18 protein-coding genes are annotated in these 24238 nt (G+C 48.9%); 7 read left to right on the forward strand and 11 right to left on the reverse strand.

Annotated elements, in window-relative coordinates; all coding sequences use genetic code 11:
- Positions 1-2: 2 nt before the first annotated feature.
- The 3 genes from BLS11_RS18800 to BLS11_RS18810 are packed head-to-tail and all read right to left on the reverse strand — an operon-like array spanning position 3 to position 3023.
- Positions 3-839: a hypothetical protein gene (locus BLS11_RS18800; RefSeq protein ID WP_092539338.1), complete on the reverse strand. Its 837-nt coding sequence runs from the start codon at positions 837-839 to the stop codon at positions 3-5.
- A complete protein-coding gene (locus BLS11_RS18805) occupies positions 836-2572 on the reverse strand; it encodes a DUF8186 domain-containing protein (protein ID WP_092539339.1) in 1737 nt (578 codons plus the stop codon). The genes BLS11_RS18800 and BLS11_RS18805 overlap by 4 nt, the downstream gene beginning before the upstream one ends.
- A gap of 28 nt (positions 2573-2600) precedes the next feature.
- Positions 2601-3023 carry a DUF7985 family protein gene (locus tag BLS11_RS18810; RefSeq protein ID WP_092539340.1) on the reverse strand — a complete coding sequence of 141 codons (423 nt, stop codon included), beginning with the start codon at positions 3021-3023 and terminating at the stop codon, positions 2601-2603.
- A gap of 1035 nt (positions 3024-4058) precedes the next feature.
- Between BLS11_RS18810 and BLS11_RS18820 the strand changes: the two genes are divergently transcribed.
- The 3 genes from BLS11_RS18820 to BLS11_RS18830 all read left to right on the forward strand — a co-directional run bounded on the left by BLS11_RS18820 (position 4059) and on the right by BLS11_RS18830 (position 7866).
- The gene (locus BLS11_RS18820) at positions 4059-4862 is read left to right on the forward strand and encodes a creatininase family protein (protein WP_092539341.1); all 804 of its coding nucleotides are present in this window, start codon (positions 4059-4061) and stop codon (positions 4860-4862) included.
- Between the two features lie 603 nt (positions 4863-5465).
- Complete coding sequence (locus BLS11_RS18825; protein ID WP_092539342.1) at positions 5466-6611, forward strand: hypothetical protein; 1146 nt, start codon at positions 5466-5468, stop codon at positions 6609-6611.
- An 88-nt stretch (positions 6612-6699) separates the two neighbouring features.
- Positions 6700-7866: a mandelate racemase/muconate lactonizing enzyme family protein gene (locus BLS11_RS18830; protein WP_092539343.1), complete on the forward strand. Its 1167-nt coding sequence runs from the start codon at positions 6700-6702 to the stop codon at positions 7864-7866.
- Between the two features lie 554 nt (positions 7867-8420).
- Here BLS11_RS18830 and BLS11_RS18835 read toward each other — a convergent pair.
- On the reverse strand, positions 8421-9920 hold the full coding sequence (locus BLS11_RS18835) for an NUDIX hydrolase N-terminal domain-containing protein (RefSeq protein WP_092539344.1): 1500 nt from the start codon (positions 9918-9920) through the stop codon (positions 8421-8423).
- A 425-nt stretch (positions 9921-10345) separates the two neighbouring features.
- Here BLS11_RS18835 and BLS11_RS18840 point away from each other — a divergent pair, with 425 nt between their 5' ends.
- On the forward strand, positions 10346-11143 hold the full coding sequence (locus BLS11_RS18840) for an SDR family NAD(P)-dependent oxidoreductase (RefSeq protein ID WP_092539345.1): 798 nt from the start codon (positions 10346-10348) through the stop codon (positions 11141-11143).
- Between the two features lie 29 nt (positions 11144-11172).
- Here the strand turns inward: BLS11_RS18840 and BLS11_RS18845 are convergent, their stop codons facing one another.
- The 7 genes from BLS11_RS18845 to BLS11_RS18875 form a co-directional block, all read right to left on the reverse strand.
- Positions 11173-12576, reverse strand: a complete 1404-nt coding sequence (locus BLS11_RS18845; protein ID WP_092539346.1) for a dihydroorotase — start codon at positions 12574-12576, stop codon at positions 11173-11175.
- A gap of 786 nt (positions 12577-13362) precedes the next feature.
- Complete coding sequence (locus BLS11_RS19185) at positions 13363-14007, reverse strand: ParB N-terminal domain-containing protein (RefSeq protein WP_139172837.1); 645 nt, start codon at positions 14005-14007, stop codon at positions 13363-13365.
- Between the two features lie 139 nt (positions 14008-14146).
- Positions 14147-15508 (reverse strand): adenylosuccinate synthase, encoded by a 1362-nt coding sequence (locus tag BLS11_RS18855; RefSeq protein ID WP_092539348.1) that lies wholly within the window; start codon positions 15506-15508, stop codon positions 14147-14149.
- A 226-nt stretch (positions 15509-15734) separates the two neighbouring features.
- Positions 15735-17456, reverse strand: coding sequence for a carbamoyltransferase family protein (locus BLS11_RS18860; RefSeq protein WP_175454514.1), 1722 nt, complete (start codon positions 17454-17456; stop codon positions 15735-15737).
- 569 nt (positions 17457-18025) lie between these two features.
- Positions 18026-18424, reverse strand: coding sequence for a Rieske (2Fe-2S) protein (locus BLS11_RS20055; protein WP_092539350.1), 399 nt, complete (start codon positions 18422-18424; stop codon positions 18026-18028).
- A gap of 6 nt (positions 18425-18430) precedes the next feature.
- Positions 18431-19549, reverse strand: coding sequence for an amidohydrolase family protein (locus tag BLS11_RS18870; RefSeq protein WP_092539351.1), 1119 nt, complete (start codon positions 19547-19549; stop codon positions 18431-18433).
- 231 nt (positions 19550-19780) lie between these two features.
- Positions 19781-20470: a PIG-L deacetylase family protein gene (locus BLS11_RS18875; protein WP_092539352.1), complete on the reverse strand. Its 690-nt coding sequence runs from the start codon at positions 20468-20470 to the stop codon at positions 19781-19783.
- Positions 20471-20657: 187 nt separating this feature from the next.
- On the opposite strand from BLS11_RS18875, the gene BLS11_RS18880 reads away from it, so the two are divergent.
- The 3 genes from BLS11_RS18880 (at position 20658) to BLS11_RS19190 (ending at position 23938) form a co-directional block, all read left to right on the forward strand.
- Complete coding sequence (locus BLS11_RS18880; RefSeq protein ID WP_092539353.1) at positions 20658-21617, forward strand: sugar kinase; 960 nt, start codon at positions 20658-20660, stop codon at positions 21615-21617.
- A gap of 441 nt (positions 21618-22058) precedes the next feature.
- A complete protein-coding gene (locus BLS11_RS18885; RefSeq protein ID WP_175454515.1) occupies positions 22059-23309 on the forward strand; it encodes an MFS transporter in 1251 nt (416 codons plus the stop codon).
- Between the two features lie 68 nt (positions 23310-23377).
- Entirely contained in the window at positions 23378-23938 is a 561-nt protein-coding gene (locus BLS11_RS19190) for a hypothetical protein (protein ID WP_139172838.1), read from the forward strand.
- Positions 23939-24238 lie beyond the last annotated feature (300 nt).

Consider the following 24238-nt stretch of genomic DNA (forward strand, 5'->3'; position numbering starts at 1 on the left):
AGTTAGGATTCCGTGATTGTAACTTCGCAATCAGTCATGTCGTTGGAACCAGAGTATTGGACTTCGCAGGCTTTTGAGACCTGATCACCTCTAACCTCCGTCTCAACAGCTACAGTGAATTGGCCGCTGTTGCCATCTAGTGAGCAGCCCGTTCCGTCCGCTGTTTCTGTGCCAAATGGGAACGAGCTACTGAACAAGTCAATCGTCTCGCCAGACGGGATTACTACTTGTTCAGTTTCATACAGCCCGCCGCCTCTGGGGTCCTCGATTGGATTGGGAACATCTCCAGTGAATTGTAGCTCTACGACAGCATCTGGACCACTGCCCGTGTTCTCTAGAGTAACGAATGCCTCTCCGTTCTTTTTTCTATCAGTTTTGCTCTCTCCATAGATCTCATCCCAGGGCTTGTCTGGACTATTTCGATAAAGTCCGATATCCCGGATCTCGATCTGTGGTCTGATTTCCTCAGCGCTCTCGATGACACTCTCCTCACCTTTCAGTGCGACTACGCGGTACTCCCCTGGCTCGTAATCGGTTCCAATCTCAAACGAGACCTGTTGAGCCCCTGCGGCCACGTCACGCTTCCCGAATAACTCTCGATTGGGCTGGATGAGATTGACCTGGTCAACGTCGGCTTCTGCCGAGAGCTCGATGACGAGCGTCGTTCCGTCAACGACAACTTGCTTGAGCGGCCCTTGACCGTCTGAATCGGTTGTTCCATCATTGGGAATTCCGGAGTTTCCACTGTTGTTCAGACAGGCAGCCACGCTCGCGAGCGTAGCACCTGCCACTGTTTGGAGGGCGTTTCTTCGGCTGATGTGTGGATGGTCTCTGGTCATGGGTTTCGTTGGAAGATGTCTTCTGGACCGAGCAGTCGGAGGAGACGGCGTCCCGCATAGAACATCACGAAGAAGGGGATGAACTGCCAGCCGGCCTCAAAGCTGAACGCGAACCACCCGTCGATGGTTCCAAGCGGGTGCCACCGAGCAGTCGCCGTATGACCTACGTAGGCCGGATTGTGTCCGAGCCACGATCCCGGGTGGTACTCAGCTGTGTAGATACCGGGTTCACTAATCGTCACGATGGCGACTCCAGAGGTATTGGTCTCGACCTCCCGGTTAGCGATAGTGATGTAACCCTCGCGTAAGCTACCTCCAATGGGATAGCGACGGGAGCTGTCGTTAAGGACGATCGGTGCCCCAGTCTGGTTATCACGCAGTTCGATTCGGAAGGTTGCCTGCGACTGGTTCTGCTGAAGAAGCTCTACTGAGAGATTACTGTCGTGCAGCTGTCGCTCTGAACCATCCGTTGGCTCGACGATAGAGGCATTCTCCCCGCGAACGATGCCCGCGACGTGGAGTGCGTCTCTGTCAACGTTCTCGGTTCGAACGGCGACACCGTACGTCGTCTCGTAGGACTGGTTTACAACCTCGATGGTGACGTTCTCGCCGATAGTCCCTCTTGGGGAAGGACGCTCAGTTCCCCACGTGTCGATGATTTCCGGGCCATCGCGAACCGGTTCGGCACGCGGTCCGATCCGTGACGGATACGCGTGGACGTACACGGGGATTGCGTCAGACTCCACTTCGGCACTATCGGTCAGGTTCGACCTGACGAGCGTATCCCATCTGGAGTCTCGGGCGGTGTAGAATCGCCAGATACCACGCACGCTCGCGTTCCCTTCGTCGGTAAGCGTGTATCCCTGCCACGGCCGAGACTGGAAGATGACCACGCCAGCATCGCCGTTGGGGTACTCGGCGTAGTAGGGGTACGCAGAGAGGTCGTAGATCTCGACATCGATCGAGTCCGAGACGTTTCGCGTCTCCTCACGGTAAACGAGGTTGACGCCGGTTCCGTTGACCACATCGGTCCGTATCGTCTTCTTCAGACGGACATGGATCTCTGCTTCAAGGGTGAGGTTTGCACTCCACTCGCCGTCGATCTGATAGTCGATAGCTGGCGTGTGCGATCCATCAGTCCTCGCGATGGTCTCCCCGTCTTTCTTCAGCCGGACTTTCTCAATACCGTGGTTCGTAAGTGACCACTCGACGGTTCTATTTCCAGAGGAGCTTCCGTTTGGAACACGGACGCGGTAATCGACAAACCCACGCATCGTTCCGTTTGGGGCGATGTAGAGCGGAGTTTCACCGGATTCGAGGTGACCTCGCGTCGATGGTTGAACCGCGAATACGGTCGCGTGGGCGTCTTCGATGAATACGCCATCCTCGAGCGCCGCATGAGACGGACGCACGGACGTGTCCGAATCACCGGCTTTGAGGTCCTCGAAATCGTTCTGAGTCCACGTTGCGGCAGTCGCGGGCGGCCGCTTGAACGTGATGTCCGTCCCGTTCGCAAGCTGGTGGATAGCCGTCCGCTCGTCACCGTAGCGCTGTCGGTACTCCTCTTGACTCGTATAATTGTCCGCGTCGCGAGACCAAAGGGTCGCGGACTCGTTTTCTGTGAGCCCATTCCCTTCTGTACCTGGTCGTGGTGGGCTTGCTGTGACGATACTCGTGGCTAGGCCCGTCACGAATAGGACGGCCATGAACACGGACAGTCCTCGTTGTTCCATGGGAGCTCGTGGTGGAGATCGGAGTGGCTTACCAGGGGACGAGGTTGACACAGTCTGCCAACGGGAGGTTCATCATCGACCCAGCGACTGTGTATAGAGGGCCCAGGACGACGAGGACGACAGTAGATTTCATCGCCGATCGCTTGTGACGCTTGAGCCCTTTCTTCTGCTCAGGCTGGAGAGTGAACATCTCGATGAGGGAGTCAGCTTGCCAGACGACGGCAAGTCCGACGATACCGAGTCCAGTGGTTAACTGGAAGAAGCCCTCTATCATGCTCGGGAGCTTGTCGGCACTACAAACGGCGTTCGTCTGCGCTGCGACGGGTTGGACAGCAAACAGACTAAACAGTACGAGGGTAAGAACGGCCACCCTCGGGATCTTGCTTGCTGTTGTTGGTTCCCTTTCAGTACGATTCTCGAACGTCTCGGTGGGTGTACTGGCTTGTGACATAGCGGGTTATTCCTGTGCGTCTCCGACGAGAGCCTTGAGATCGGCGTACCGATTTGGCTCATTAACGGGTTCTTCTTTGGTGTAGCCCTGTTCGCGGGCTCGTTCTAGGAGGACTCGGAGATCGTCAGGATCGACATCGTAGGCTCTCATTTCCTCTCGGAGAGGGCAGAGGTGGTGTGGTCGTTACACATTCGGTACAGGTCAGCGGTATCTTCGCTGGTGACTGGCTGAACTATCATATGGGTATGTGCTGACTGATCTCCAGTGCAGATTAGCCAACATACCAGTGGGAAATAAATATTTTCTCGATATAGTAAATGTATGTCTAAAATAGTGGGGAATAGGGTTTGACAGGAGGGGCTCTAAGCAGTGTTTAACAAGGACTTACTGTCGATATTTATGGACAATCACGTCGATTCGCCATGCCGATATCCACGATGAGGAAGGTTGTCGCAAGGGGACGATCATAGAAAAAGTTCCTCAAGAAGCTACAGGAAAATCTTTGACTCGTTTCTACGAATTGAGTCCGTCGGGACCTTCCGTTGACGGTCTTACCACTTAATTTGGTCTAAATTGACAAATGTTCTGACTTTGTCAAATTTCGCCGCGTCAGAGCTGATAATTTCCAATGCTTTTTTGCCCAATGGCACAGTGTCGTCTACGTTACCATGAGGAGAATGTAACCCTATGAAATAAAAAGTACACGACGATGTTCTGGCGGTTGATGAGGTAAATCTGACTGTTCAAAATGAGGATTCCCTCGTAATAGTCAGTCCTTGGGATGCAGGAAGTCGATGACGCTTCGAATGATCACCAGACTCAAAACCACCACGACGGAGGACATCAAGCTAGGAAACAATGTCGTTAACGCCGTATGTCCGCAGAACTGCAACATCGGATGGTGTTCCAGAGCTACGCGCTGTACCTTCAAATAACCGTGCGGGAAAATATGTTACTCGGGTTGCAACTCTCGGAGGAGTGTGACCAAGTTCTATTTGATGACGAATCCGAACTAGTAATCGCAGTCTAGAGACCATGATATACAATTCAATAGGGTCAATCAGCACCGAATGGGCCGGAAAACCATACGTGGCCATCCGAGAGACAGCGGAAGCCAACGGCTCACTCCTCGTCGTTCCCGTGGGGAGCATCGAACAACACGGACATCACCTTCCCGTGGCGACCGATACGATCCTCGCCGACGCCGTAGTACACGGTGGTTGCAAAAGGGTCGAAGAAGACATCCCGATACTGGTTACGCCGCCGGTCTGGATAGGGTTCTCGCCGCATCACCTCCCCTTCGGTGGGACACTGTCGCTCGAATTTGAGCACCTGAAGTCAGTCCTTGAGGGCATCGCCTTGACAGCCGTCGACAATGGGTTCGACGCAGTATGCTTCGTAAACGGACACGGCGGCAACGCGTCGCTCATCAACGCCGTCGTCAGTACCGTCGGGAGGTCGACGGATTCCGAAGTCCTCGGGATGACGTACTTCTCGCTGGCAACGGACGAAATCGAGTCCCTTCGAGAAAGCGGAAGGGGGGGGATGGCCCATGGTGGCGAGTACGAGACTTCGCTGATGCTGTACCTTCGGCCGGACCTCGTTGCCGAAAGAGAGGCCCGACGCGGAACGCTTGGAGACGAACACTATGAATGGAGCGACGTTGACCTTCTTTACGGAGGACCGCTATCAGTATACCGGGAATTCAACGAATACTCCAAAACCGGGGCTATCGGTGCGCCGGAGTTGGCTAGCACAGAAAAGGGAGAGCGCATCTACGAGATTATTACAACTGAACTTGCCGCGCTCTTCGTCGCTATTCATGAACACAACGTTTGAACCTCCTGTTCGGACTACCGATAATCAATAGCAGAGATAATTGATCCGGTATATACCTAGCAGAGATCCCAATGCACTTGACGAAGCAGTATCGACCGACGATAGGTGTTTGGGGCCCTCGGAACTGGCGGTATCATCCCGATTGTTTCGGCGGAACAATGGGGCGGTAGAGGCGGCGATTCCGACCAACAGCCGTCAGGTTTATCATGATGAGCGATGGGACGAAACATTAGACAGTGCTTTGAGGAGAACAACACCGTTTTCGAGGAGGAATACGGCGTCAACGTGGATTTCACGAGGGTCACGTTGGACAACGCACAGCAGACGGTCATCACCGTGTCGACGGCAAGGCACCCAATGTCGCTCACTGGTCCACCCGGTGGGTTCTCCAACTCGTCGGGGGGACCGGCCCTGTATCATCGACGATCTGATGGAGTTCGATTGGGGTGACCGATTCTACGACCGGATGGCCGAGGGATGCAAGTACCAAGAAACACCGTCACCGGCATGACGGCCAGGGCAGTCAAGGAGTAACGGACTTCCCGACTCCTCATTTGATTTGGCATCCCAGAAAATTAACTTGATACGGTTCAAACACCGTGCATGGAATTTGCTGTTTGGGGGTACCCTTGGGATGTCCGAGACGAGGGCCCCAGCCGAGTTGCCGATCGCCTCCGCAGTATTGGCGTCAACGAACTGAATCTAGCGACGAATTACCACTCCGTACAGGCGTTCGCACCGCACAACCCCAAACGAAGGACGCACTTTGCGCACGCCTGTTCGTACTTCGAACCCAACGACAGGTACGGACGCCTTGAACCGATAGCCTATGAGGGGATGGACGACGACTGGGTCGAAGACATCGCCGCCGGATTCGCCGAGACAGATGTCTCGCTAACATCGTGGACAGTCGGATGTCACAACTCTAGATTGGGAATGGCGAACCCTGACGTTGCGATAGAGTCCTCCCATGGAGACGACCTCGTCTTCGGACTCTGCCCCACTGCGCCTGATGTTCAGGAGTACCTCGTCGCACTTGTCGACGATTTGGCCGACCGCGGGCAATTTAACCGGATCGAGTTGGAAACGTTTGACTACTTCTACGGCACCGGCTTCGGCTGGCACCACCAGAAGATTCATGCCCGTCTCGGTTCTCTCGGCGAGTTCCTGTTCGGCCTGTGTTTCTGCGATCACTGCCGAGGCGCCGCGGCGGACGCGGGAATCGACGCCGAAGCGGTCCGCGAAGCCACTGCGACGACCGTAGATGACGTCGTCTCCGGTCGTATACCCCCTGAACTCAACCCGGAACAGTGGCTCCGATCTCACCCCGACGTCGCTGATTACGTTCGCCTGCGGGAGGAGTTGCTCGCGAACTTATATGCCGACATCGCTGACGCTGCGGGCGACACGCCCTTGGGCTACTATGCTGGTATGCCCGAACCCGGACGAGAGTGGATGTCTGGGGCCAACCTCGAATACCTCGCGGAGCACGTCGATTACTACTGCGTTCTGGCTTACGAGTCCTCCCGAGAGGATGTCCTTGACACCTACCGAAGCTTGGAGGCACTCACTCCCGACATTCCAATCCACGTCGGCGTCCTCCCCGGACACCCTGCCGTCCACAATGAGACGGCAGTGGTTGATATCGTTGACGGACTCCGCGAAGTCGGGGTCCCGCGGGTGTCCTTCTACAACTACGGTCTCCTCCCCGAACAGTCGCTCGATTGGATAGAATCGGCGACACAGTGAGCGGCGACACGGACTGAGCCGGGACCGAGATGAGAGTCGTCGTTCATCGAGGCGGTACCTTCTTTGCGACTCACACACCACTCAAACCATGCAGATAATAGATGTATCTGCGATGACAGTCGACGTACCGCTGGTCGGACTTGACGAACACCTCGGCATCGGACCGTACGTTACCAACCACGGGCAGGTCGACTCAATGGAACGCGTTCTCGTCCGCGTTGATACGGACGAGGGCATCTCGGGATGGGGAGAGATGCGGACCTTCCTCTCGGCCACGGCGACGGAAGCCGTCATCGAAGAGGGCGTCGGCCCACTGATAAAGGGGCAGTCACCCTTTGAACTCGAACGTCTCCGGAGGCAGGTATTTATCGAGTACACCAACGTTGAACTGTTCTTCGCTGCCGTCGAGACGGCGTGCTGGGACATCGTCGGCAAGGCGCTTGGGAAACCCGTCTACGAACTTCTCGGTGGTTCGTCCGCTCCCGAGCAGACGGCGGCGATGAACGCCGACGCGGCAGACATGGAATCTGTGACCGATGACGAAGTCGAATTCGCGTTCTGCCTCGGCATCCTCTCTCCAGAGGAGTCGCGCGTCAAGGCTCGCCAAGCGCTCAAAGAAGGCTTCTCTGTTCTTAAGACGAAAGCAGGACGCGACTGGCGTCAGGATGTCGCCCGCGTCGAAGCGATGCACGACGAGGTCGACGGCCGACTCGAGTTCAGGTTGGATCCAAATCAGGGCTGGACGCTCGACCAAGCCGTCCGTGTCGGAGCCACACTCGAAGATGCCGGAATTTACCTTCAGTACATGGAACAGCCCATTCGAGTTAACGCTCACGACTCGATGGCGACGCTCCGACAAAGGCTTCGACAGCCGATAGCCCCAAACGAGGATACCTACATCCCGAACAACCTCCAGTCGCTCATTGACTCCAGGGCGATGGACGTGGCCGTCCTCGACCTAACCCCTGCGGGCGGCATCGCTGGCCTCCGGCAACAGACCGCCATCGTCGAGGATGCGGGCATCCCATACACACACCACTGCGCGTTCGACCTTGGCGTCCGAACCGCGGCAATTCTCCACGCGGTCCACGGACTTCCAGGGTTCTCGCTCCCTCCGGACACCACTTACTACGCGTGGGAGAGTGACGTCGTTACGGAGCCGTTCGAAATCACTGAGGGGCGCATGAGAGTCCCGAGCGAACCTGGATTAGGAATCGACATCGATATGGACGACGTCGAAGCATACCGAGTCTAAGGGTGAAGTTGTCGCGGCGCGAGAATGCCGACAAATTTCTCCGTCAGCGTCGGTCGCAATCACGCGAACGTCAGCTGACCAGAACGACGAGGGTAATCTTCTTTACACTTCCCTCAGTGCTGGAAGTTGAATGATTGAGCTCTTATTAGCCAACCGCATCGCAATCAGCACCTGGCGGCATCTGCGTGATAGTGAACCACGCCGACAGCTCCGTCGAATCAGCAGACCTCCTACACCGCCGTGACGAGTCGGAGTTTCAGTCGATGCTCAAACTTCGAAGAACTAACCTTCAGGCGGGCACCGGTTGAGCGATAGATTCAATAGCGAGATTTGAGATAGATTAGATCCAAAGACGATTCAGACCAATATCGAACTGAATGCGATCGACCCTACTCCCAAGATGTATTCACGACGACATGACGTTCATGCAAACGGAAATTTGATGCTGCATATCGTTGTATATTTTGGGACCATTTCCATTACTGCTGCCGCATACTTCTCTCAGTTTATCCTCGATCCGCATCCATAGCTACTCACAGATAGAATATCCCACGCTACTTGAAATCGACTGAAACCAGTGTTGCGTCGTCATGTGGCTTAATTCGAGGATATATTTCGCACGCTCTGTCTTCCTGCTCGATCGACCGTAATCTGTTTATTGTCTTTTCGTGACCGTGACTAGTGATCCATTCTGCGAATTCATTCCATGTGGCGAACGCAGAGAGGTCTTCGACGAGTGTTCCAACACCATCACTCAACAATTGTATTTGGTTGATTGTAGCCGCGTCGATACGGGTATAGAATCCCGATTCAGGTGCTTTGGGATCCAAAGACAATGACCAATGTTCTCTATCTTCTCGGAGTTTTTGACGATTATGTTCCAGCTTGGGCCATATTATATTTTTTGCCTCCGTTCTTTCGAGTCCACGCTCTGTCATAAGCCCGTGCATACCATTAACAGCTTCCCGTTCTAACCGTCGGAGCAGCTCTCTCTCATCAGTAAGATGTTGTATCTCTCCGTCTCCGTATGTGACCAGAACCGAACAATCCCCCAATATGTATACTTCCAGTATCCCATCGACCCATCGGACAATTGAACACGCAGCTGACGGCTCTGTTGCACGGTCAATTTCATAACCATCCGTCATTTTCTCAAACTTTTTGGAAACCATTTGAATGCCATCACTCACAATCGTACGTAAGTCTCGACTTGAATCATTGATGGTATTTCGGAGAATATTGTCAAATTCTTTAACATACCACTGGGCGTCTGATCGCCCTGGTGTGAAGTTCTCATCGCTAATTCCTGTTGCCCCATCTAGCACCCAAGCCCCTTTCCATGTCACTCCACCAACGTCTTCATTAACTCCCATTCCAGGATCAGATGTGACCCTCGTCCGTGGCTGGCTTAGAGTTTTGTTGGCTTTTATTGCCTTCCCAAAGTTACTATTAAGCCAAATCTCGTATGCATCTTTCGCACCTTCATATGCATATGTGAACCAGCTGGGGACCTCCTCGATAGACCAATAGCGTACAGCTTGGCTCTCGTTACACGCTTTAAGATCACCACCAACAACATGACAATAGTATAAAAGCGTCACAGCACCGTGTGGGCCATCCTTTGTCGGAGCATCAATCCAATACCCGTCGACAAGCGAAACCGGACGGACTTTGAGTCCAGTTTCTTCACGTGTTTCTCGAACTGCTGCTTCAACTGGCTGTTCACCAGGATCAACATATCCTCCTGGCATAACCCACTTCCCATTTCCTGCCGTCTTCAGAGACGGTTGCTTTACTAATAGGATTTGGCCATTTTCATCGAACAGGGCGGCTGCTGCTCCAACCTTTGGTGTAATATGGCCAAACTCATCAGCAGACAGACGGTCTCGAATCTCCTGAGTAGGTAAATCGAGTGACTGGCCGTACCCTTCGCTGACCAGATCGAGGATCCGTTTATAACGCTCTTTGTCATGTGAATCATGGGGATCACCATCATACGTCAGCCCGTTTCGTGCAATAATCTGTAGTTCATCGAGTAGGGGCAGTAGATCCATACCTGATGTCTCTTGCTATTAATGTAAATAAGATTCGGTCGACGAAAAATGTAATGGTATATATTGTATATCCACTATTTTCTGACCGGAACCTAACACTTCGGCAGATCGCAGCAGTTAAAATAACAGTTCAGATGTGCAGTGCGATGTAATTTTGATTCGCTCAAATTCTATCCTCGGAAGCTACGAGGGTCTGCAATGTAATCGGTCACTTCTTTGTTGCTAAAGGCATTGTAGGGTTCACGGTTAACTACTAATTCCACTCGAGTTAGAATATTCTAGTATTACAATTTTAGTATTGTAATGGTGTCGCTATGAATGCTATCCAATCTCATACAGGAGACGCTATCTATTCAATAAACTCACAGTACAAGGCAACACTCTCTATGACAAAGGTTTAAGTCCATCCTCAGTAGCCTGTAATTATGAACCGTTTCCAAGGCAAGACAGCAATTGTTACAGGAGGTGCAGGTACAAACATCGGTGGGGCAATTACCCGCCGATTAGCAGACGAAGGTGCATGCGTTGGGATACTTGATCTCGACGCTGATGCAGGAAGAACGATTGAGTCAGAGGTTATTGAGTCAGGTGGTGAGGCAATGTTCTACCGCGCAGATCTCACTGACGCTATGAGTACTGAGGCAGCAATAGAGTCTGTGGTTAACACGTATGGTGAAGTTGACATACTTGTTAACAATGTCGGGCTCGCATTGGGAACAACGCTGGAGGCTATTGACGAGGAGACACTCTACCGGGACTTCGAAATCAACTTCAAATCTGCGTTTTTAGCGACAAAAATATCGTTACCATTCCTCCAAGAATCTGAAGGGAATGTGATATTTATTTCGAGCGTCAACGCTTTATTGGGCGGATTTAGTGAAGTCACCTATTCGAGTGCAAAAGCAGGACTTCACTCGCTCTGCCGTGGGTTGACTGCGGACTATGGCCCTGATGGTGTCAGATTCAACGTCATCGCTGCGGGCTCCGTGATTGGTGATTCAGAGGTATGGAGAGAACGAGAACGAAATGATCCAGGACTTATCGAACGGATCGAGGAGCTCTATCCGCTTCAACGACATGGATTACCCGAAGACATTGCTGACGCGACGGCCTTCCTCGCCTCAGAGGAAGCGGCATGGATCAGCGGTGTTGTACTTCCGGTTGATGGAGGGATAAGTGCTACAGGAGGGCTCTCGGGGAGAGATTGGTGGAATGGGTTGTAGATTTGTCTACGGAGACGTCAAAGGTCGAATTAGAAGTCCCAGTCTGGAAGTTCCCGTTCTAGGAAGTGACCATGGCCTGGTTCTGCTACGATATGACCATTGTCTGCAACGAGCTCGCCTCGGACAAAGGTTTTATCGACTGCCCCTGTAAGTTTCTGACCCTCATATAGGGAGTAATCAGCGGCAGCGGCATTGTTTTTAGAATTAACAACGAATTCTTTATCCGGGTCGAATATGACAATGTCAGCGTCCGTACCTGGCTCAAGAGAACCTTTCTCTGGGAGACCGAATAGTTGTGCAGGATTATATGCCATAACCTGGACTAGCTCGCTATATGACATCCTCCCGGAATTCACCGCTAAGTCGTGAAATACTGGAAGACTGTACTGAAGGCTAGGGCTTCCAGGAGCGACGTCCCACCAATTTTCAGACTTAGTCTTATCTGCCCTTGAGTATGAACCGTGGTCAGTAGAGACAACATCGAGGGTGCCGGTCATCACATACTCTAACAATGACTCAGCGTCAGCATCGGTCCGAAGCGGTGGTATAATTTTTCCTAAGGGTGCTTTCTCTTCGTCCTCGTAGATCTCCTCCGTGAATTTCATATAATGGGTGCATGTTTCAGCTCGGACTAGCTCTTTCCCGTGCTTTAATTGTGAGGAGACAAGGACGTCTGCGGCCTTCTTAGAAGTAGTATGAACGCCATAGTATTTACACCCAGATTCTATAGCCATCTGGACGGCGTCATCAGCAGCCATCGCCTCTGTGTAGTCGGGTCGAGATTCAGGGAACCAGACGAAATCAGTTTTGCCCTCTCTTTGGAATTTTTCAGTTAGGTGACCACATACCGAGGGGTCTTCAGTATGAACCATTGCGACTGCCCCCTTATCTGCGAGGAATCTAAAAACACTGTCCATAAATCCATTAGATATCCCTACTCCGTTGATGGTGAGCATTTTAATCGACGTGATACCGTCAGCCAATATATCACGGAGTTCCTCAAAGACGCGGATATCTTCTCGAGTGACTGAAGCGTGGAGTCCGTAATCTACGAGGACTTCGCTTGCTTTCGACTTCTTCCTGGCGACAGCCTGGGTCAACGATGGGGCTTCTTCTGCGCTTCCCCAGGGAGTAGTTTCGTCTACCCACCCCTGCCATGCAAAATCAATAAACGTTGTTATACCACCAAGAGCCGCTGCTGATGAACCGGACTCATATGAATCCATTGTGAAGACATCGTCTAGATGAACGTGCGGATCGACCATTCCTGGCATCACTAGTTTACCTTCAGCGTCGATGATCGTCCCAGGACTGGAGAAGCTCTCATGGTCCCCGATTGCCTTAATCTTCTCATCTTTTATGTAGACACTCCCTTGAAAACTACCTGATTCAGTAACAACTGTCCCGTTTTTGATAACGGTTTCACCGGTCATACAAGTCAATATCTTCCCCTACAATTAATAATTTCGATTATGTGACCCTGATAATAGTAAGCGTCGAGGATAGGGTCAATTTGATGATTTACTGGTTCTTGTGTATAAGTTTCTCTAACTCAGGTGCTAAGGGTCTAAACGACCAGAGAATATCAAATGGCCAATCTTCATTTAACTGTCGAAGAATACGGATAAACGATTGTTGTGATTCAAAGTTGTGTGATGGGTCAGGTCGTTCGTCTGGTAGTGGAACATGCTCTTGTACGAAAAATCGAGCGGCCGTAAGATCATCGAAATCAACAACCTTAGCAGGAATTGTAGAATACCCAAGCATTCTTGCTCGCTCTACGCGATAGAAACCATCAATTACCTCGAATTCACCGGTAGAGTGTTCACGGACGAGAGGAAAGTAGAATAGGTGACCACTTTTCAGCTGTTGTCTGATTGCGTCTTGGTCATGACGTTGCTTGTATTGGCGAACATCATACGTAATTGGAGTGATATCGTCGATATCTATACACCTAATGTCGACTGTATTGACCTTAGAGATACGATTTGGATTGTTCACAAGAACAGTCGAAATACGCTCTCCGTCATCTCGCATTACATCGCGTAGCAAGACTTTCCTGTCATTGAAGATCGAATCGACCCATCCGACATAATCTCGTTTGCCAATCTTGACATTAACCTTTCTTCCTTCAAAATTCGCCATAATCATATTATCATGTTGTTTGTCTTACTTACACTTTCTCTCTAGGCTTGGTGCCAGTACACTACTAGGAGAATCTACATAGAACGACATGCTTCTATCTCTGGCTTTAACGGATAGAGTTCTGCGACCTTGGATAACGGCCACTCATCTTGAAGACTCTCAAACAGCGCATTAATCTCTTCGTCGGAGTAGTACTGGCCTCGATTAGTATTTCGCTCCTTCGGCAATGGGACATGCTCATACACGAACCGACGGACAGCTTCCCATTCATCAATCTGGAGGATACGCACAGGGATTTCTGAGAACCTAAGATCCTTTGCAATCTCCACATGCTGGCTCCCGGAAACAACTTCATAAGTGTCTCGAGATATCTCGCGAACAAACGGGATGTTGTTGAGATGGCCTCGAAGGTTTACTTCGCGAAGTTTTTTGTGGAAATCAGATGAGTCATACACACGAACATCATATGACGGCCGAGAAAGACGCTCTATAGAAACCTCTCGAACCGTGACGGTTTCCTCAACTACCTCAATTACATCGAAGTTCTGTATCAGAACAACCTCATGTTCATCGTCTTCGTCAGTCATTTTATAGATGAGAAGAGACTCATCGTACCATTCATATGCCCAACCGGTGATTTCCTTTTCCTCAGAGTAGACCCTGACGCGCTTCCCCTTGAACTCCTGTTCGAATCCGCCTTCTAAATTTTGATAATCCATCGTGGGATTCTAACCGTTCATGATTTCACTCTCATCACATAAATATGTACTTCACTCATCTGCCAATAAACAAACGAAACGGTGCAAATAGAACTAGTCGAACCGCTTCGACCCATTCTTTTATTTGTGATATAGATTACTAACCTAGGTCTTGGAGAACTATCGTGTCTTCGCGCGCTGGGCCGACTCCAACCGCATAAATCGGAGTATCTAACTCTGTCTGGATGTATTCAAGATAAGTACGAGCGTTCTCTGGGATCGCTTCATATCCTTTGTCGGCCGTGGCACTCCAATCGACTTCGGGCCAGCCATCAAATATGCGATAGTTGACTGTACAGCGGTCCCAATCCTCGGTAGTCGCTGGGACAGTCTTGGTATCGTTGCCCTTAAGTTGATAACTATGACCCACCTCAACCTTATCAAGCCCGGCAAGTACATCGACGTGACCCACTACAATCCCAGTAAAGCTATTCACATGAGCAGCATGCCGAAGCATCGGCATATCGAGCCATCCAACGCGACGCGGACGGCCAGTTACTGTGCCGTACTCACCCCCCTCATCACGGATATACTTCGCAAGACCTTCCTCTGTATCAGTAATGTCTGCCCCATTTTCGTAATCTGGTGTCTGTCCCTCAACACCGGCAATCTCCGTCGGCATTGCTCCATTTCCGACACGTGTGGTATAAGACTTCACGATACCAATAATTTCGCCGTTACCGATAACCGAAGGGCCGAGTCCACTACCTGTACAAGCCGCACCCGCTGAAGGGTTCGAAGAGGTGACGTAGGGATATGTCCCATGATCTACGTCAATCAAGGTCCCTTGAGCACCCTCGAGCATAACCTCGTCTCCATCATTTATTCGTCTCCTGAGATAATCACTACAGTTAACGATCATTTCCTCTTCTTTCAGGCGCTCACCGTATGCACGATAGGTCTCAAAGAGCTGGTCAACGTTGAATTCATCGCCCGCCTCTACATCGAAGAAATTCTCAACAGTCACTCTCTTTTTTGAGACAACGTACTTGAGCCGGTCACGAAGGGTTTCTGGGGTAAGTAGGTCACCGACACGGATTCCATACCTGGAAGCTTTGTCTTCGTATGTGGGACCTATACCTCGTCCCGTTGTCCCGACAGCCAAATCGTCCTTGTCTTGCTCTTGAATTCCGTCTAGCATACGATGATACGGAAAGATAACATGCGCTCGTTCGGCTATGCGAACAGTTGGATCGAGACCACGCTCTCGGAGAGTATCAAGCTCCTCAAATAGCGTCTCGGGGTTAACGACACAACCGTTACCGATAACACCGACTTTCCCTCGGACGACTCCAGAAGGAAGAAGCGAGAGCTTATATTTTTCATCTTTGACTACAACGGTGTGTCCTGCATTGTCGCCTCCCTGGTACCGAACAACAATATCTGCGGATTCCCCGAAAAGATCGACGGCTCCGCCCTTGCCTTCGTCGCCTAGTTGTGACCCAACGATAGTGATCGTCATTATCAACACATTATTTATAGCCATCTTACAAATGTATGGCGGTTCGATGGTCGAGCCTGGAAAGGAGGTTCAGGTAGTGCATAGTTAATTATTGAGGAAATATTAGGAACTAGATGGAACATTTATAGGTCCTACCGACAGGAGGTATATTAAATTCGTAGACAATATTTTGTTTTCTTCGCTATCATCACAAAATCCAGGTAGTATCGGCGTCGTAACAATTACATCAAACGGTAGGGTTCTGAATTAGATAGTCCTCTATTTGAAGATAATCAATCTCTGAATCTATGAGTGTCATGATCGCTTCCTCCGGTGTTCTGACAATAGGCTCACCAGACAGATTGAACGACGTATTTAATAGTGCGGGGACACCTGTTTGTTCGCGGAAATTTTCAATCAGTAGCCAGTAGGGTTCATTCATTTGCTTAGAAAGTATCTGGGGCCTCGTTGTATTGTCCACGTGCGTCGTCGCTGCAAGCTTGTCAAGCCACTCCTCTTTCACTTGGTAAGTCTGAATCATAAATGGATCCCAGATTTCCCCTTTGAGCATATTGTCTGCATACTCCTTCAATATACTTGGGGCGAATGGCCTCCAGTTCTCTCGTTTTGTTGCCTCGTTTACTCTTGCAACCATCTCTGTGTTTCTAGGGTCTGCCAATATACTTCGATTTCCGAGTGCCCGTGGACCACATTCCATACGCCCTGAATACCGGGCTATGATGTTCCCCTCTGAAAGGAGAGTAACCATCTTTTTTCGAACGGACTCCTCGCCCTCTTCACAAATTTCAATATTGTGCGAATTAATTGCTTTCTTCACTTGATCCTCCGACGGTTCCCACCCATAATAGACGTGTTGGAGCGGTCGCGGACTGACCTCGAGATCAGTAAAAAGGTGCCCCGCCCCTAGCGGAATCCCGGCTTCGCCACTAAGCGGATGCACGAAGAAGTCGTCCAAATCAAGGGATTCTCGGAGGTGCATGTTAGCTTTGCAATTATATCCGACTCCACCTGCAAGGCATAGCTTCGTTTCGCCAGTCTGTTCAAGGAGAGACTCTGCACAAGTTTCTAGTGCTTCCTGTAATAGGTTCTGAGCGGTATGTGCGATGTTTCTGTGGAACTGTGTGATCTCAGCATCTCGCTGTCTCGGTTCTCCGAGAACCTCGACTAATTGGTCGGTGAACCGCTCATGATAGTTATGTTCTCCGTAGAATATGAACGATGGGTCGATCGAAAATCCTTCGTCATTTACTTCAAGTACCTGTGTTAACGCTGACCGTATTGATTCAGTTTCCTCACCATATGGTGCCAATCCCATTACTTTTCCCTCCCCATTATTAGGTTTAAATCCAAGAAATGCGGTTATCGACGCGTAAAACCAACCAAGCGAATGAGGAATTTCGTATGTGAAGACTTCGGTAAGTCCAGTGTTGTCGGCCTTCCAACCGACAACAGCATTTTCTTCGCCGTGCCCGTCCGTAGTGAGTACGGCCGCAGACTCAAACCCAGAGCCATAGTAAGCTGCTGCTGCGTGTGCTCTATGGTGATTTAGAAATTTGATTGGGGGTATTGGTCCGCCAAATTCACTCAACAGCTCCTGTTTTATTTTTTCGGTCATTGAATCTGGATTCTTAGATTCAAGGTTCGATTTCTCCCACTCGAGCGTCCGCTGGTCTTTGTCGTAATTTTGCCAGCCATCGAGGTATTTCTTGGCCATGTACAGCGGATACTTATTAGCATCCCACCCATATGTAATCAAATCCACGTCACGGAACGTTACCGCGCCTTCATCTAAGCAGTACTTGATGGCTTGAATCGGAAATTCGTTATATGCGTGCTTCGCACGGGAGAAACGTTCTTCTTCCCCAATCGCAATCAGTTCCCCATTCAAGAAAAGTGCTGCACTTGGATCAACGTTTTCAGACAGTATGGATAGTAGTGCTTCAGTCATTGTATGTGATGTGATATTGTAGGATATTAAATCTTTTTGGTGATGTTTTATTGACACCATTCAATCAATAGATGTACGTTGAAGAATCAATTCCATAGATAGGTCATCTAATAATACCTAGCGATATGAGGAGACATCATCTTTGTGACCTCGAATAAATGTAAGTTCCTAAGATTAGATAGACTCTGATTGGACATAGTCAAGTATCCAACGTCGAAACTCTTCACTATCTATCTCATAAATACTGTATCCACTAGGGTCCCGATGATGGCCGACTGCACCAATTGGGTTGTTGTTAATTCGAACCAGCCATTCGTCTGAATTCGGGACTTCAGTCCCAATGAAGTCAATTCTGCATCCGATCCGCTCTTCAAGGTTGTCGACGACACAGTGTTTATAAGTCCCATCCTCGAATACTGGTGGGTGATATGGTCTCAGACCATGGGATCGAAATTCCTTAACTGCTCTTCTCCACCATAGAGGGAGTTCATCAAGGTCAATGTCGGAGTACGGATTTTCGTCCTCTATATTGATATTTGGATGTCGATTTCTGCACATTCTAGTTCTTTTTATAATGATACGTAGACATCACCCTCTCGTTCTACAACGTCATATGTGGGAATAGAATTGGCTGGTTTGCCAATGTGTTCACCCGATTCCGTCTCGAAACACCACCCATGCCAGGGGCAGGCGACTGTTGACGTCTCACAGTCCACAACCATATCTGACATTGATCCACCTTCATCAGGGAGAGTAACTCTCCCAGAAATTCGTCCCTCTCCTAACGGGCCACCTTGATGGGGACAGTAGTTCGAAAACGCGACAAAGTTATCATCTACAGCTGCAACGACGATCTCTCGGCCAGCGATATCGACAATAACACGACCATTGTCACGTATATCTTTGGCGGAAAGTACGTAATGATACGACGTATCGATATCCTCATGCTCAGGGCCATTATTTGTCATAATTCGTTAGTAGCGGAGCACGTCAAGAGCGTTGCCTCCATAGATACTACTGATCTCATCATCAGTGAATTGAGGGCGCAATGTCTGTAACAATTCGTTTGACTCATCAAAGTCGTGATGGGGGTAGTCAGATGCAAATAACAAATTGTCTGTTCCATCGAAGGCTCGAATGGTGTTATGAATGTACTCTGGGTGTTCAACGCCCTCCACCGGTTGACTTGTGAAGTAGAAGTTATCCATAATATACTCGCTAGGTCGCTTTTCAAGTAACGGTGCGTCTTCCGGCTTCTCTGGATACTCGTGGTCAAGCCGGTACATCATAAATGGAATCCATCCAAGGCCCGCTTCTTGGAAAACAAAATCTAAGTCTGGATAGCGAACAGGTACACCCCGGGTAATTAAGCTCGAAACATGCATCATATGCTCCACAGGATGAGCGAGTGTATGGAGGCTCATGTGACGACAAAGTCCCTGATGTAACTGTGGGAAGTTTATCCATGTACTCCCAGCCGTCCCATGCAGTAAAATTGGGAGATCGGCTTCTTCACAAGCCTCATAGATAGGATAATACTGCTTATGGCCCAGCGGGGGAAAGGCGCCAGCAGAGGGAATAGAGACACTAATTATGTTTGACTCATCGGCTCGCCGATTTATCTCTTCGGCTGCTTTATCAGGGTGTTGCGGTGCAATGACCATTGACCCAGTAAAGCCCTCGTCTAAGTAAGTATCCAGAAGATACTCGTTGAAGGCTGTTGCACAAGCAACTGCAAGCTGGTCATTATGGACGCCAGTAAGGTGTTGAGTTTCACCAGGAGTAAGAACTGGTCGGTCGACACCTAACTTCTCAATTCCTTCTCTGACGTCATCCGCTGACTTCACGTGCCGAGTATGCTCCTTAATCCTGCCCGAGGTTCGCCCTGGATGGAACGTCGCCGTGTTTGGGTAAATATTGCTTCCCCCACTATATCCCTCACCGCTTTGGCTGCCTGCAAGAAGTTCATCCCATGGTTCTTCTAGATAAGGACGGATATCGCTTGCCGTCTCTGACAGGTGGAAGTCTGCGTCCACGACACAATCAATATCTTCAATTGATTTAATAGTACGACGAGTAGTTGATTCTGCCATAATCTTCAGTGCATGCTATTAGTATATAAGTATTTATCCAGAATTCCTACTATTAAATATATCTAACAGTTGTAGATATACTAACTATATCTTGAAAGTTATTGTTATACATATAACTGAAAGTTGGACTTACTGAGGAGCAAGTATTAGTTCTCGAACGAAGAGAACCAATTCATCGTAACCACATTCTCAATCGAGGTTACCTTTAGGCTTTCGAGGTTACCTCTTAACTTAACGAGTTTTTCCCAGAACTGCAGTCTCGCCTATTGTTTTCGTATCGATGAGCCCCTCAAGTTGCTCACATTCTGATGCTTCTAATCCAAACCGCTCTGCGAATTCTAGCTCAGGTGAGGTCTCTTCATAGAACATCTTCTCTCGTATTGAGTCCGGCTTCATGTACCGCTTATGCCATTGTGATCTGTGTTGTTGGAGTGCATCGATCTTCTTGTGATAGGTATCGCTTACATCAACGAGGAGTAGCGGATTAGGTAGTGATACCGTCGAGGGACTCTCCATGTGAAGTATCTTCGACTCATCATACCGACGACCGACAGCGTCCGCCGTCGCACGGTGATCAGGGTGCGCATCATTTGAAGTGTGCGTGAAGATCAAATCAATGTGTTCGTCGAACACTGGTAGTTGGCCAACAAGCTCGGAAGCGGATACACCCAGGTCAGGTAGTCCTAAGAACGTAATTTTGTCAATACCCAAATGGTCGAAACCAGCTTTCGTCTCGCGCTGCCGTTGTTCACCGATTTTCGAGGGCTGTTTAGTGATCTTATCCTCTTTCGCTAAACTGGTCTGTTCTCCGTTTGTTACAACTACAGCTTCGATATGATAACCTAATAAAGCGAGATGCCGAAGCGTTGCACCGCATCCCAGCTGAATATCATCAGGATGGCTACCGACAGCAACGATCATGTTTCCTCATCAGGTCAATCTGTATAAATGGCTTTTCATTCTACACTCACGGATGAGATGATAGGTGATTTCCCGAGATGAAAAACTGTCCGTATTCTAATGTAGTCCCAAAACGACAACCTCATTCAATCTGTAGTTAATAATCGATGCCAAAGTTATATTCGTGATGAACACCATCTGTAGAAGGATGGTAGACGTAGTAACCTTCGGTGAAGCGATGGTGTTCATGAATCCACAAAAAGTGGGTCCACTTACCTACATTACAGATTTCAAGAAACGAATGGGTGGTGCGGAGGCGAACGTAGCTATCGGTCTTGCACGTCTCGGCCACGAGGTAGGGTGGTTTGGAAAATTAGGTAAGGACCCCCATGGGAAGTATATTGAGAATTTCATCCGTGGAGAGGGTGTAGACACTCAACATATCCTCTGCGACTCGGAATTACCTACAGGGCTATATTTCAAGGAGCGGTCCGCAGTCGGTGAAAGTAGATTCCACCATTACCGTCATGGGTCAGCGGCAAGTGATTTTCACCCAGAAGACCTTCCAGTTGAGTACATTTCTGACGCCAAGTATCTCCATATAACAGGAATTTTCCCTGCGCTAAGTGATAATTGCCTCGCAACGACACGCCGAGCGATTGAAATTGCAAAAGAAAATGGCGTACGGATATCCTTTGATCCGAACGTTCGTGGACAGTTGTGGGAATCAGAAGGCGAGATTCGGTCGGTATTAAATAATCTCTTATCCCAGGCCGATATTGCGTTACCAGGGGTCGGAGAAGGTAAGCGACTGTTCGGAACTGATGACCCTTGGAAAATCGCCTCAGAGTGTCTAGACCGAGGTCCTGACACTGCTGTTGTTAAACTTGGACCTGAAGGCGCACTCGTTTCTAACGGTAAGAGTACTGAATGTGTTGAAGCGCCAAACTTAGAACACGAAGTGGACCCTGTAGGTGCAGGCGATGGATTTGCTGCCGGCTTTCTTGCTGGACGGCTAGAAGGTCTGAATCTTAGTCGATCTGTTAGACTTGGAAATGGTGTGGGGGCACTCGCAACAACAGTAACTAGCGACGTTGAAGGGCTACCATCTCGGACGGAACTTAATACATTCTTGCGGAATGGCGAACTAACAACGAAGCGAGCATAAGCATCTAGCTACCAAGAATTAACTTCTCGGGGTCATTTTACAAGGACCACTAGTTCGTTTATTGAAATTAGGGGGTGTAATATTCCCGGAATACTACTCCAAGTTTGTTTATCACCACATCAAAGACACTACTCACTTCTGAGACATCTTCCGCCCAGTACACTCTGTTTTATTCTCGGCCATTATTAGCGAGCAGTTGTCCTAGGTCGAATATTTAACCAGAGTTCAAGGTGCTATCAGACAAGTATTCCAATCCTAGTAATGTAACTGAAGATTGAGTAACATCTATTGTAGATGGTATTATTGCTTCCACCATGATAAACCAGCGTGATTCAAACACGACAGGAAGTAATCGCTTTCCCTTTAAGCAGTAATGAGAGTGTGTCGTAGTCCAAACAGAATGATAAACTACTTAATCGATAACGAATCATTATGGATCCAATGAGGGAAATACTCTCAAATACTATATTCCGGAAAATGCTCCTTGGGAGGATTATAACGAATATTGGAGATAGCCTCTATTTTATTGGTGCGATGTGGGTTGTGCACGAATTAGGGGGAAGTCCGTTTTTTGTTGGAGTAGCTCTCTTCTTATTACAGCTTCCCCAAACACTTCAGTTTCTTTTCGGACCACTTGTAGACCAGTGGCAGCTTAAGCGAGTTTTCATAGGTAGCCAGCTTCTCCAAGGGACAGTAATTTTGATAATTCCGCTAGCAATGTTGAGTGAAACCTTATCGATCACTCTCCTTCTAACTATAATACCAGCGCTGTCCATATTGAATCAAGTCATTTACCCCGCACAGAATGCAGCGCTACCGCTAATTGTCAAAGACGATCAAATTGTGTTAGCAAATACCCTATTCTCCTTATCATACAGAACGTCTGATATCGCATTTAGGGCGCTAGGTGGCATGATAATTGCTTTCTTTGGTACTGTAACATTATTTATCCTCGATTCAGTAACGTTTCTCATTACTGCAATGATATTTGCTACAATTTCGTTCCCATCTAAAGAGACTAATAATGCTAATAGTGAACCTGCAAACCCAGTCAAGAAATATAAAAGGGAAATATCAGAGGGGTTCGGATATGTTAAAAGAACAGCTCTTCTTTACATAGTTTTATGCGCGATAATTGGAAACTTCGCATTCGGAATTTCGTTTGCGTTACTTCCATCGTTTGCTGATCTAAGAGGAGGCGCTGGAATTTATGGTGCGCTGCTATCAGCTCTAGCTGCTGGGATGTTACTGGGATCAGGTATAGCCTCACTTACTGATGAGCTCCCTCTTGGGAAGACACTTATTGTACTGTTCTCAATAGGTACTGTCTCCTGGATCGGTGCTTTTCACACCTCCTCAAAGGAGTGGATGCTAGTATTGTTTGCTTTGGCCTGGGTCCCAATTGGCACCTTCTCAGTATTTAAACAAGCAATGGTCCAAAATACTGTTCCTGAAGGATTGCTTGGCCGAGTTTCATCGACGGTACAAAGTGCTTCGGTTATTGCCTATCCAGTAGGCGCGCTTCTTGGTGGAGCTCTAGGTGAACTATTCGGTGTAATCTCTGTGTTAACTATCTCAGGTTTAGGTTTCCTTGGGGTTGTGATTATGTTTGCATTCCAGACCCGATTGAGGGAACTTCCAGCTCCAAATCAAATTAGCAAAAAAGAAATCTTATTCTCAAAATCGGATTAGTTTTCACAAGTCCCCTTTGTTGGTTCTCCGATGGAATTAAAAGGACCTGGACAGAGCATAGAATATACATGGAGAACAATGAGATACCTTACGATTTAGCAAAAAGTGAATTTAGAAAAAAAGCACCACGGTTAGAGTTTGACGACATGGAAACCATAGTAGTGGAAGAGATACTAAATGAAGATATACTAAAGCAGACTCGCGATATCTGGTTACATGGAAGCTTTATAGATCCAAATAGCGAGATAGATAAAGGAGATAAACGTAGCGATCTAGATATATTTGTTGTGGTTCCTAATTGGAATTTACCTGCAGTCACTAGTGGTATTACTTGGGCGGCATCACAAGCTCCTACATTAGAGGACCTTGATCATCTTCGCGATCACTACACTTGGAAAGAGTTACCATCCAAAGAGAAGAAGTGGAACTGTACTGCAGAAGAAGCTTGGGAAAAATTGCCAGAGTGCGTTAGAAAAACCTTCATCCGTGCATCCCATAGATTCTTTTTTGCAAATGATAATGACTATAGGGAGAAGAAGATGAGGAATTATGATGTATTCATTGGGAATATTTCACAGTTCCAGTACCACAAAACAATTGGGCCAAAAGCGAAGATTTGGGAGAATTAATCCTATTATCTTAATACGTTAGTGTAGAGGCCAAGTCCATTTATAATCTCCAATCTTAAGTACGATACCTCATCTTGTTTCTATTCCATCATCAAGAGGGGAATATTTAATATTGATTAGTCATATATGCAATTTGCTGCTATGAGTGTAAATCAGCGCGATGCAGTAACGGCGTCTGTTAGTATTGAGAAAATCGAAATTGATGGTCTAACGACCTCCATGGAAGAGGCAGATGCAACGGTCGAAGCATCGACCATGGAAGAGGCAGATGCAACGGTCGAAGCATCGACCATGGAAGAG

Origin of the sequence: Halopelagius longus (assembly GCF_900100875.1) — an archaeon.
Taxonomy (GTDB): Archaea; Halobacteriota; Halobacteria; order Halobacteriales; family Haloferacaceae; genus Halopelagius; species Halopelagius longus.

Bases quoted from the DNA above. Each gene is read 5' to 3' on its own strand.
- BLS11_RS18825 (WP_092539342.1), top strand. From the start codon at position 5,466: ATGGAATTTGCTGTTTGGGGGTACCCTTGGGATGTCCGAGACGAGGGC.
- BLS11_RS18820 (WP_092539341.1), top strand. From the start codon at position 4,059: ATGATATACAATTCAATAGGGTCAATCAGCACCGAATGGGCCGGAAAA.
- BLS11_RS18875 (WP_092539352.1), bottom strand. From the start codon at position 20,470: ATGATCGTTGCTGTCGGTAGCCATCCTGATGATATTCAGCTGGGATGC.
- BLS11_RS18870 (WP_092539351.1), bottom strand. From the start codon at position 19,549: ATGGCAGAATCAACTACTCGTCGTACTATTAAATCAATTGAAGATATT.
- BLS11_RS18810 (WP_092539340.1), bottom strand. From the start codon at position 3,023: ATGTCACAAGCCAGTACACCCACCGAGACGTTCGAGAATCGTACTGAA.
- BLS11_RS18840 (WP_092539345.1), top strand. From the start codon at position 10,346: ATGAACCGTTTCCAAGGCAAGACAGCAATTGTTACAGGAGGTGCAGGT.
- BLS11_RS18880 (WP_092539353.1), top strand. From the start codon at position 20,658: ATGGTAGACGTAGTAACCTTCGGTGAAGCGATGGTGTTCATGAATCCA.
- BLS11_RS20055 (WP_092539350.1), bottom strand. From the start codon at position 18,424: ATGACAAATAATGGCCCTGAGCATGAGGATATCGATACGTCGTATCAT.
- BLS11_RS18830 (WP_092539343.1), top strand. From the start codon at position 6,700: ATGCAGATAATAGATGTATCTGCGATGACAGTCGACGTACCGCTGGTC.
- BLS11_RS18845 (WP_092539346.1), bottom strand. From the start codon at position 12,576: ATGACCGGTGAAACCGTTATCAAAAACGGGACAGTTGTTACTGAATCA.
- BLS11_RS19190 (WP_139172838.1), top strand. From the start codon at position 23,378: ATGGAGAACAATGAGATACCTTACGATTTAGCAAAAAGTGAATTTAGA.
- BLS11_RS18855 (WP_092539348.1), bottom strand. From the start codon at position 15,508: ATGACGATCACTATCGTTGGGTCACAACTAGGCGACGAAGGCAAGGGC.
- BLS11_RS18800 (WP_092539338.1), bottom strand. From the start codon at position 839: ATGACCAGAGACCATCCACACATCAGCCGAAGAAACGCCCTCCAAACA.
- BLS11_RS18860 (WP_175454514.1), bottom strand. From the start codon at position 17,456: ATGACTGAAGCACTACTATCCATACTGTCTGAAAACGTTGATCCAAGT.
- BLS11_RS19185 (WP_139172837.1), bottom strand. From the start codon at position 14,007: ATGGATTATCAAAATTTAGAAGGCGGATTCGAACAGGAGTTCAAGGGG.
- BLS11_RS18885 (WP_175454515.1), top strand. From the start codon at position 22,059: ATGAGGGAAATACTCTCAAATACTATATTCCGGAAAATGCTCCTTGGG.
- BLS11_RS18835 (WP_092539344.1), bottom strand. From the start codon at position 9,920: ATGGATCTACTGCCCCTACTCGATGAACTACAGATTATTGCACGAAAC.
- BLS11_RS18805 (WP_092539339.1), bottom strand. From the start codon at position 2,572: ATGGAACAACGAGGACTGTCCGTGTTCATGGCCGTCCTATTCGTGACG.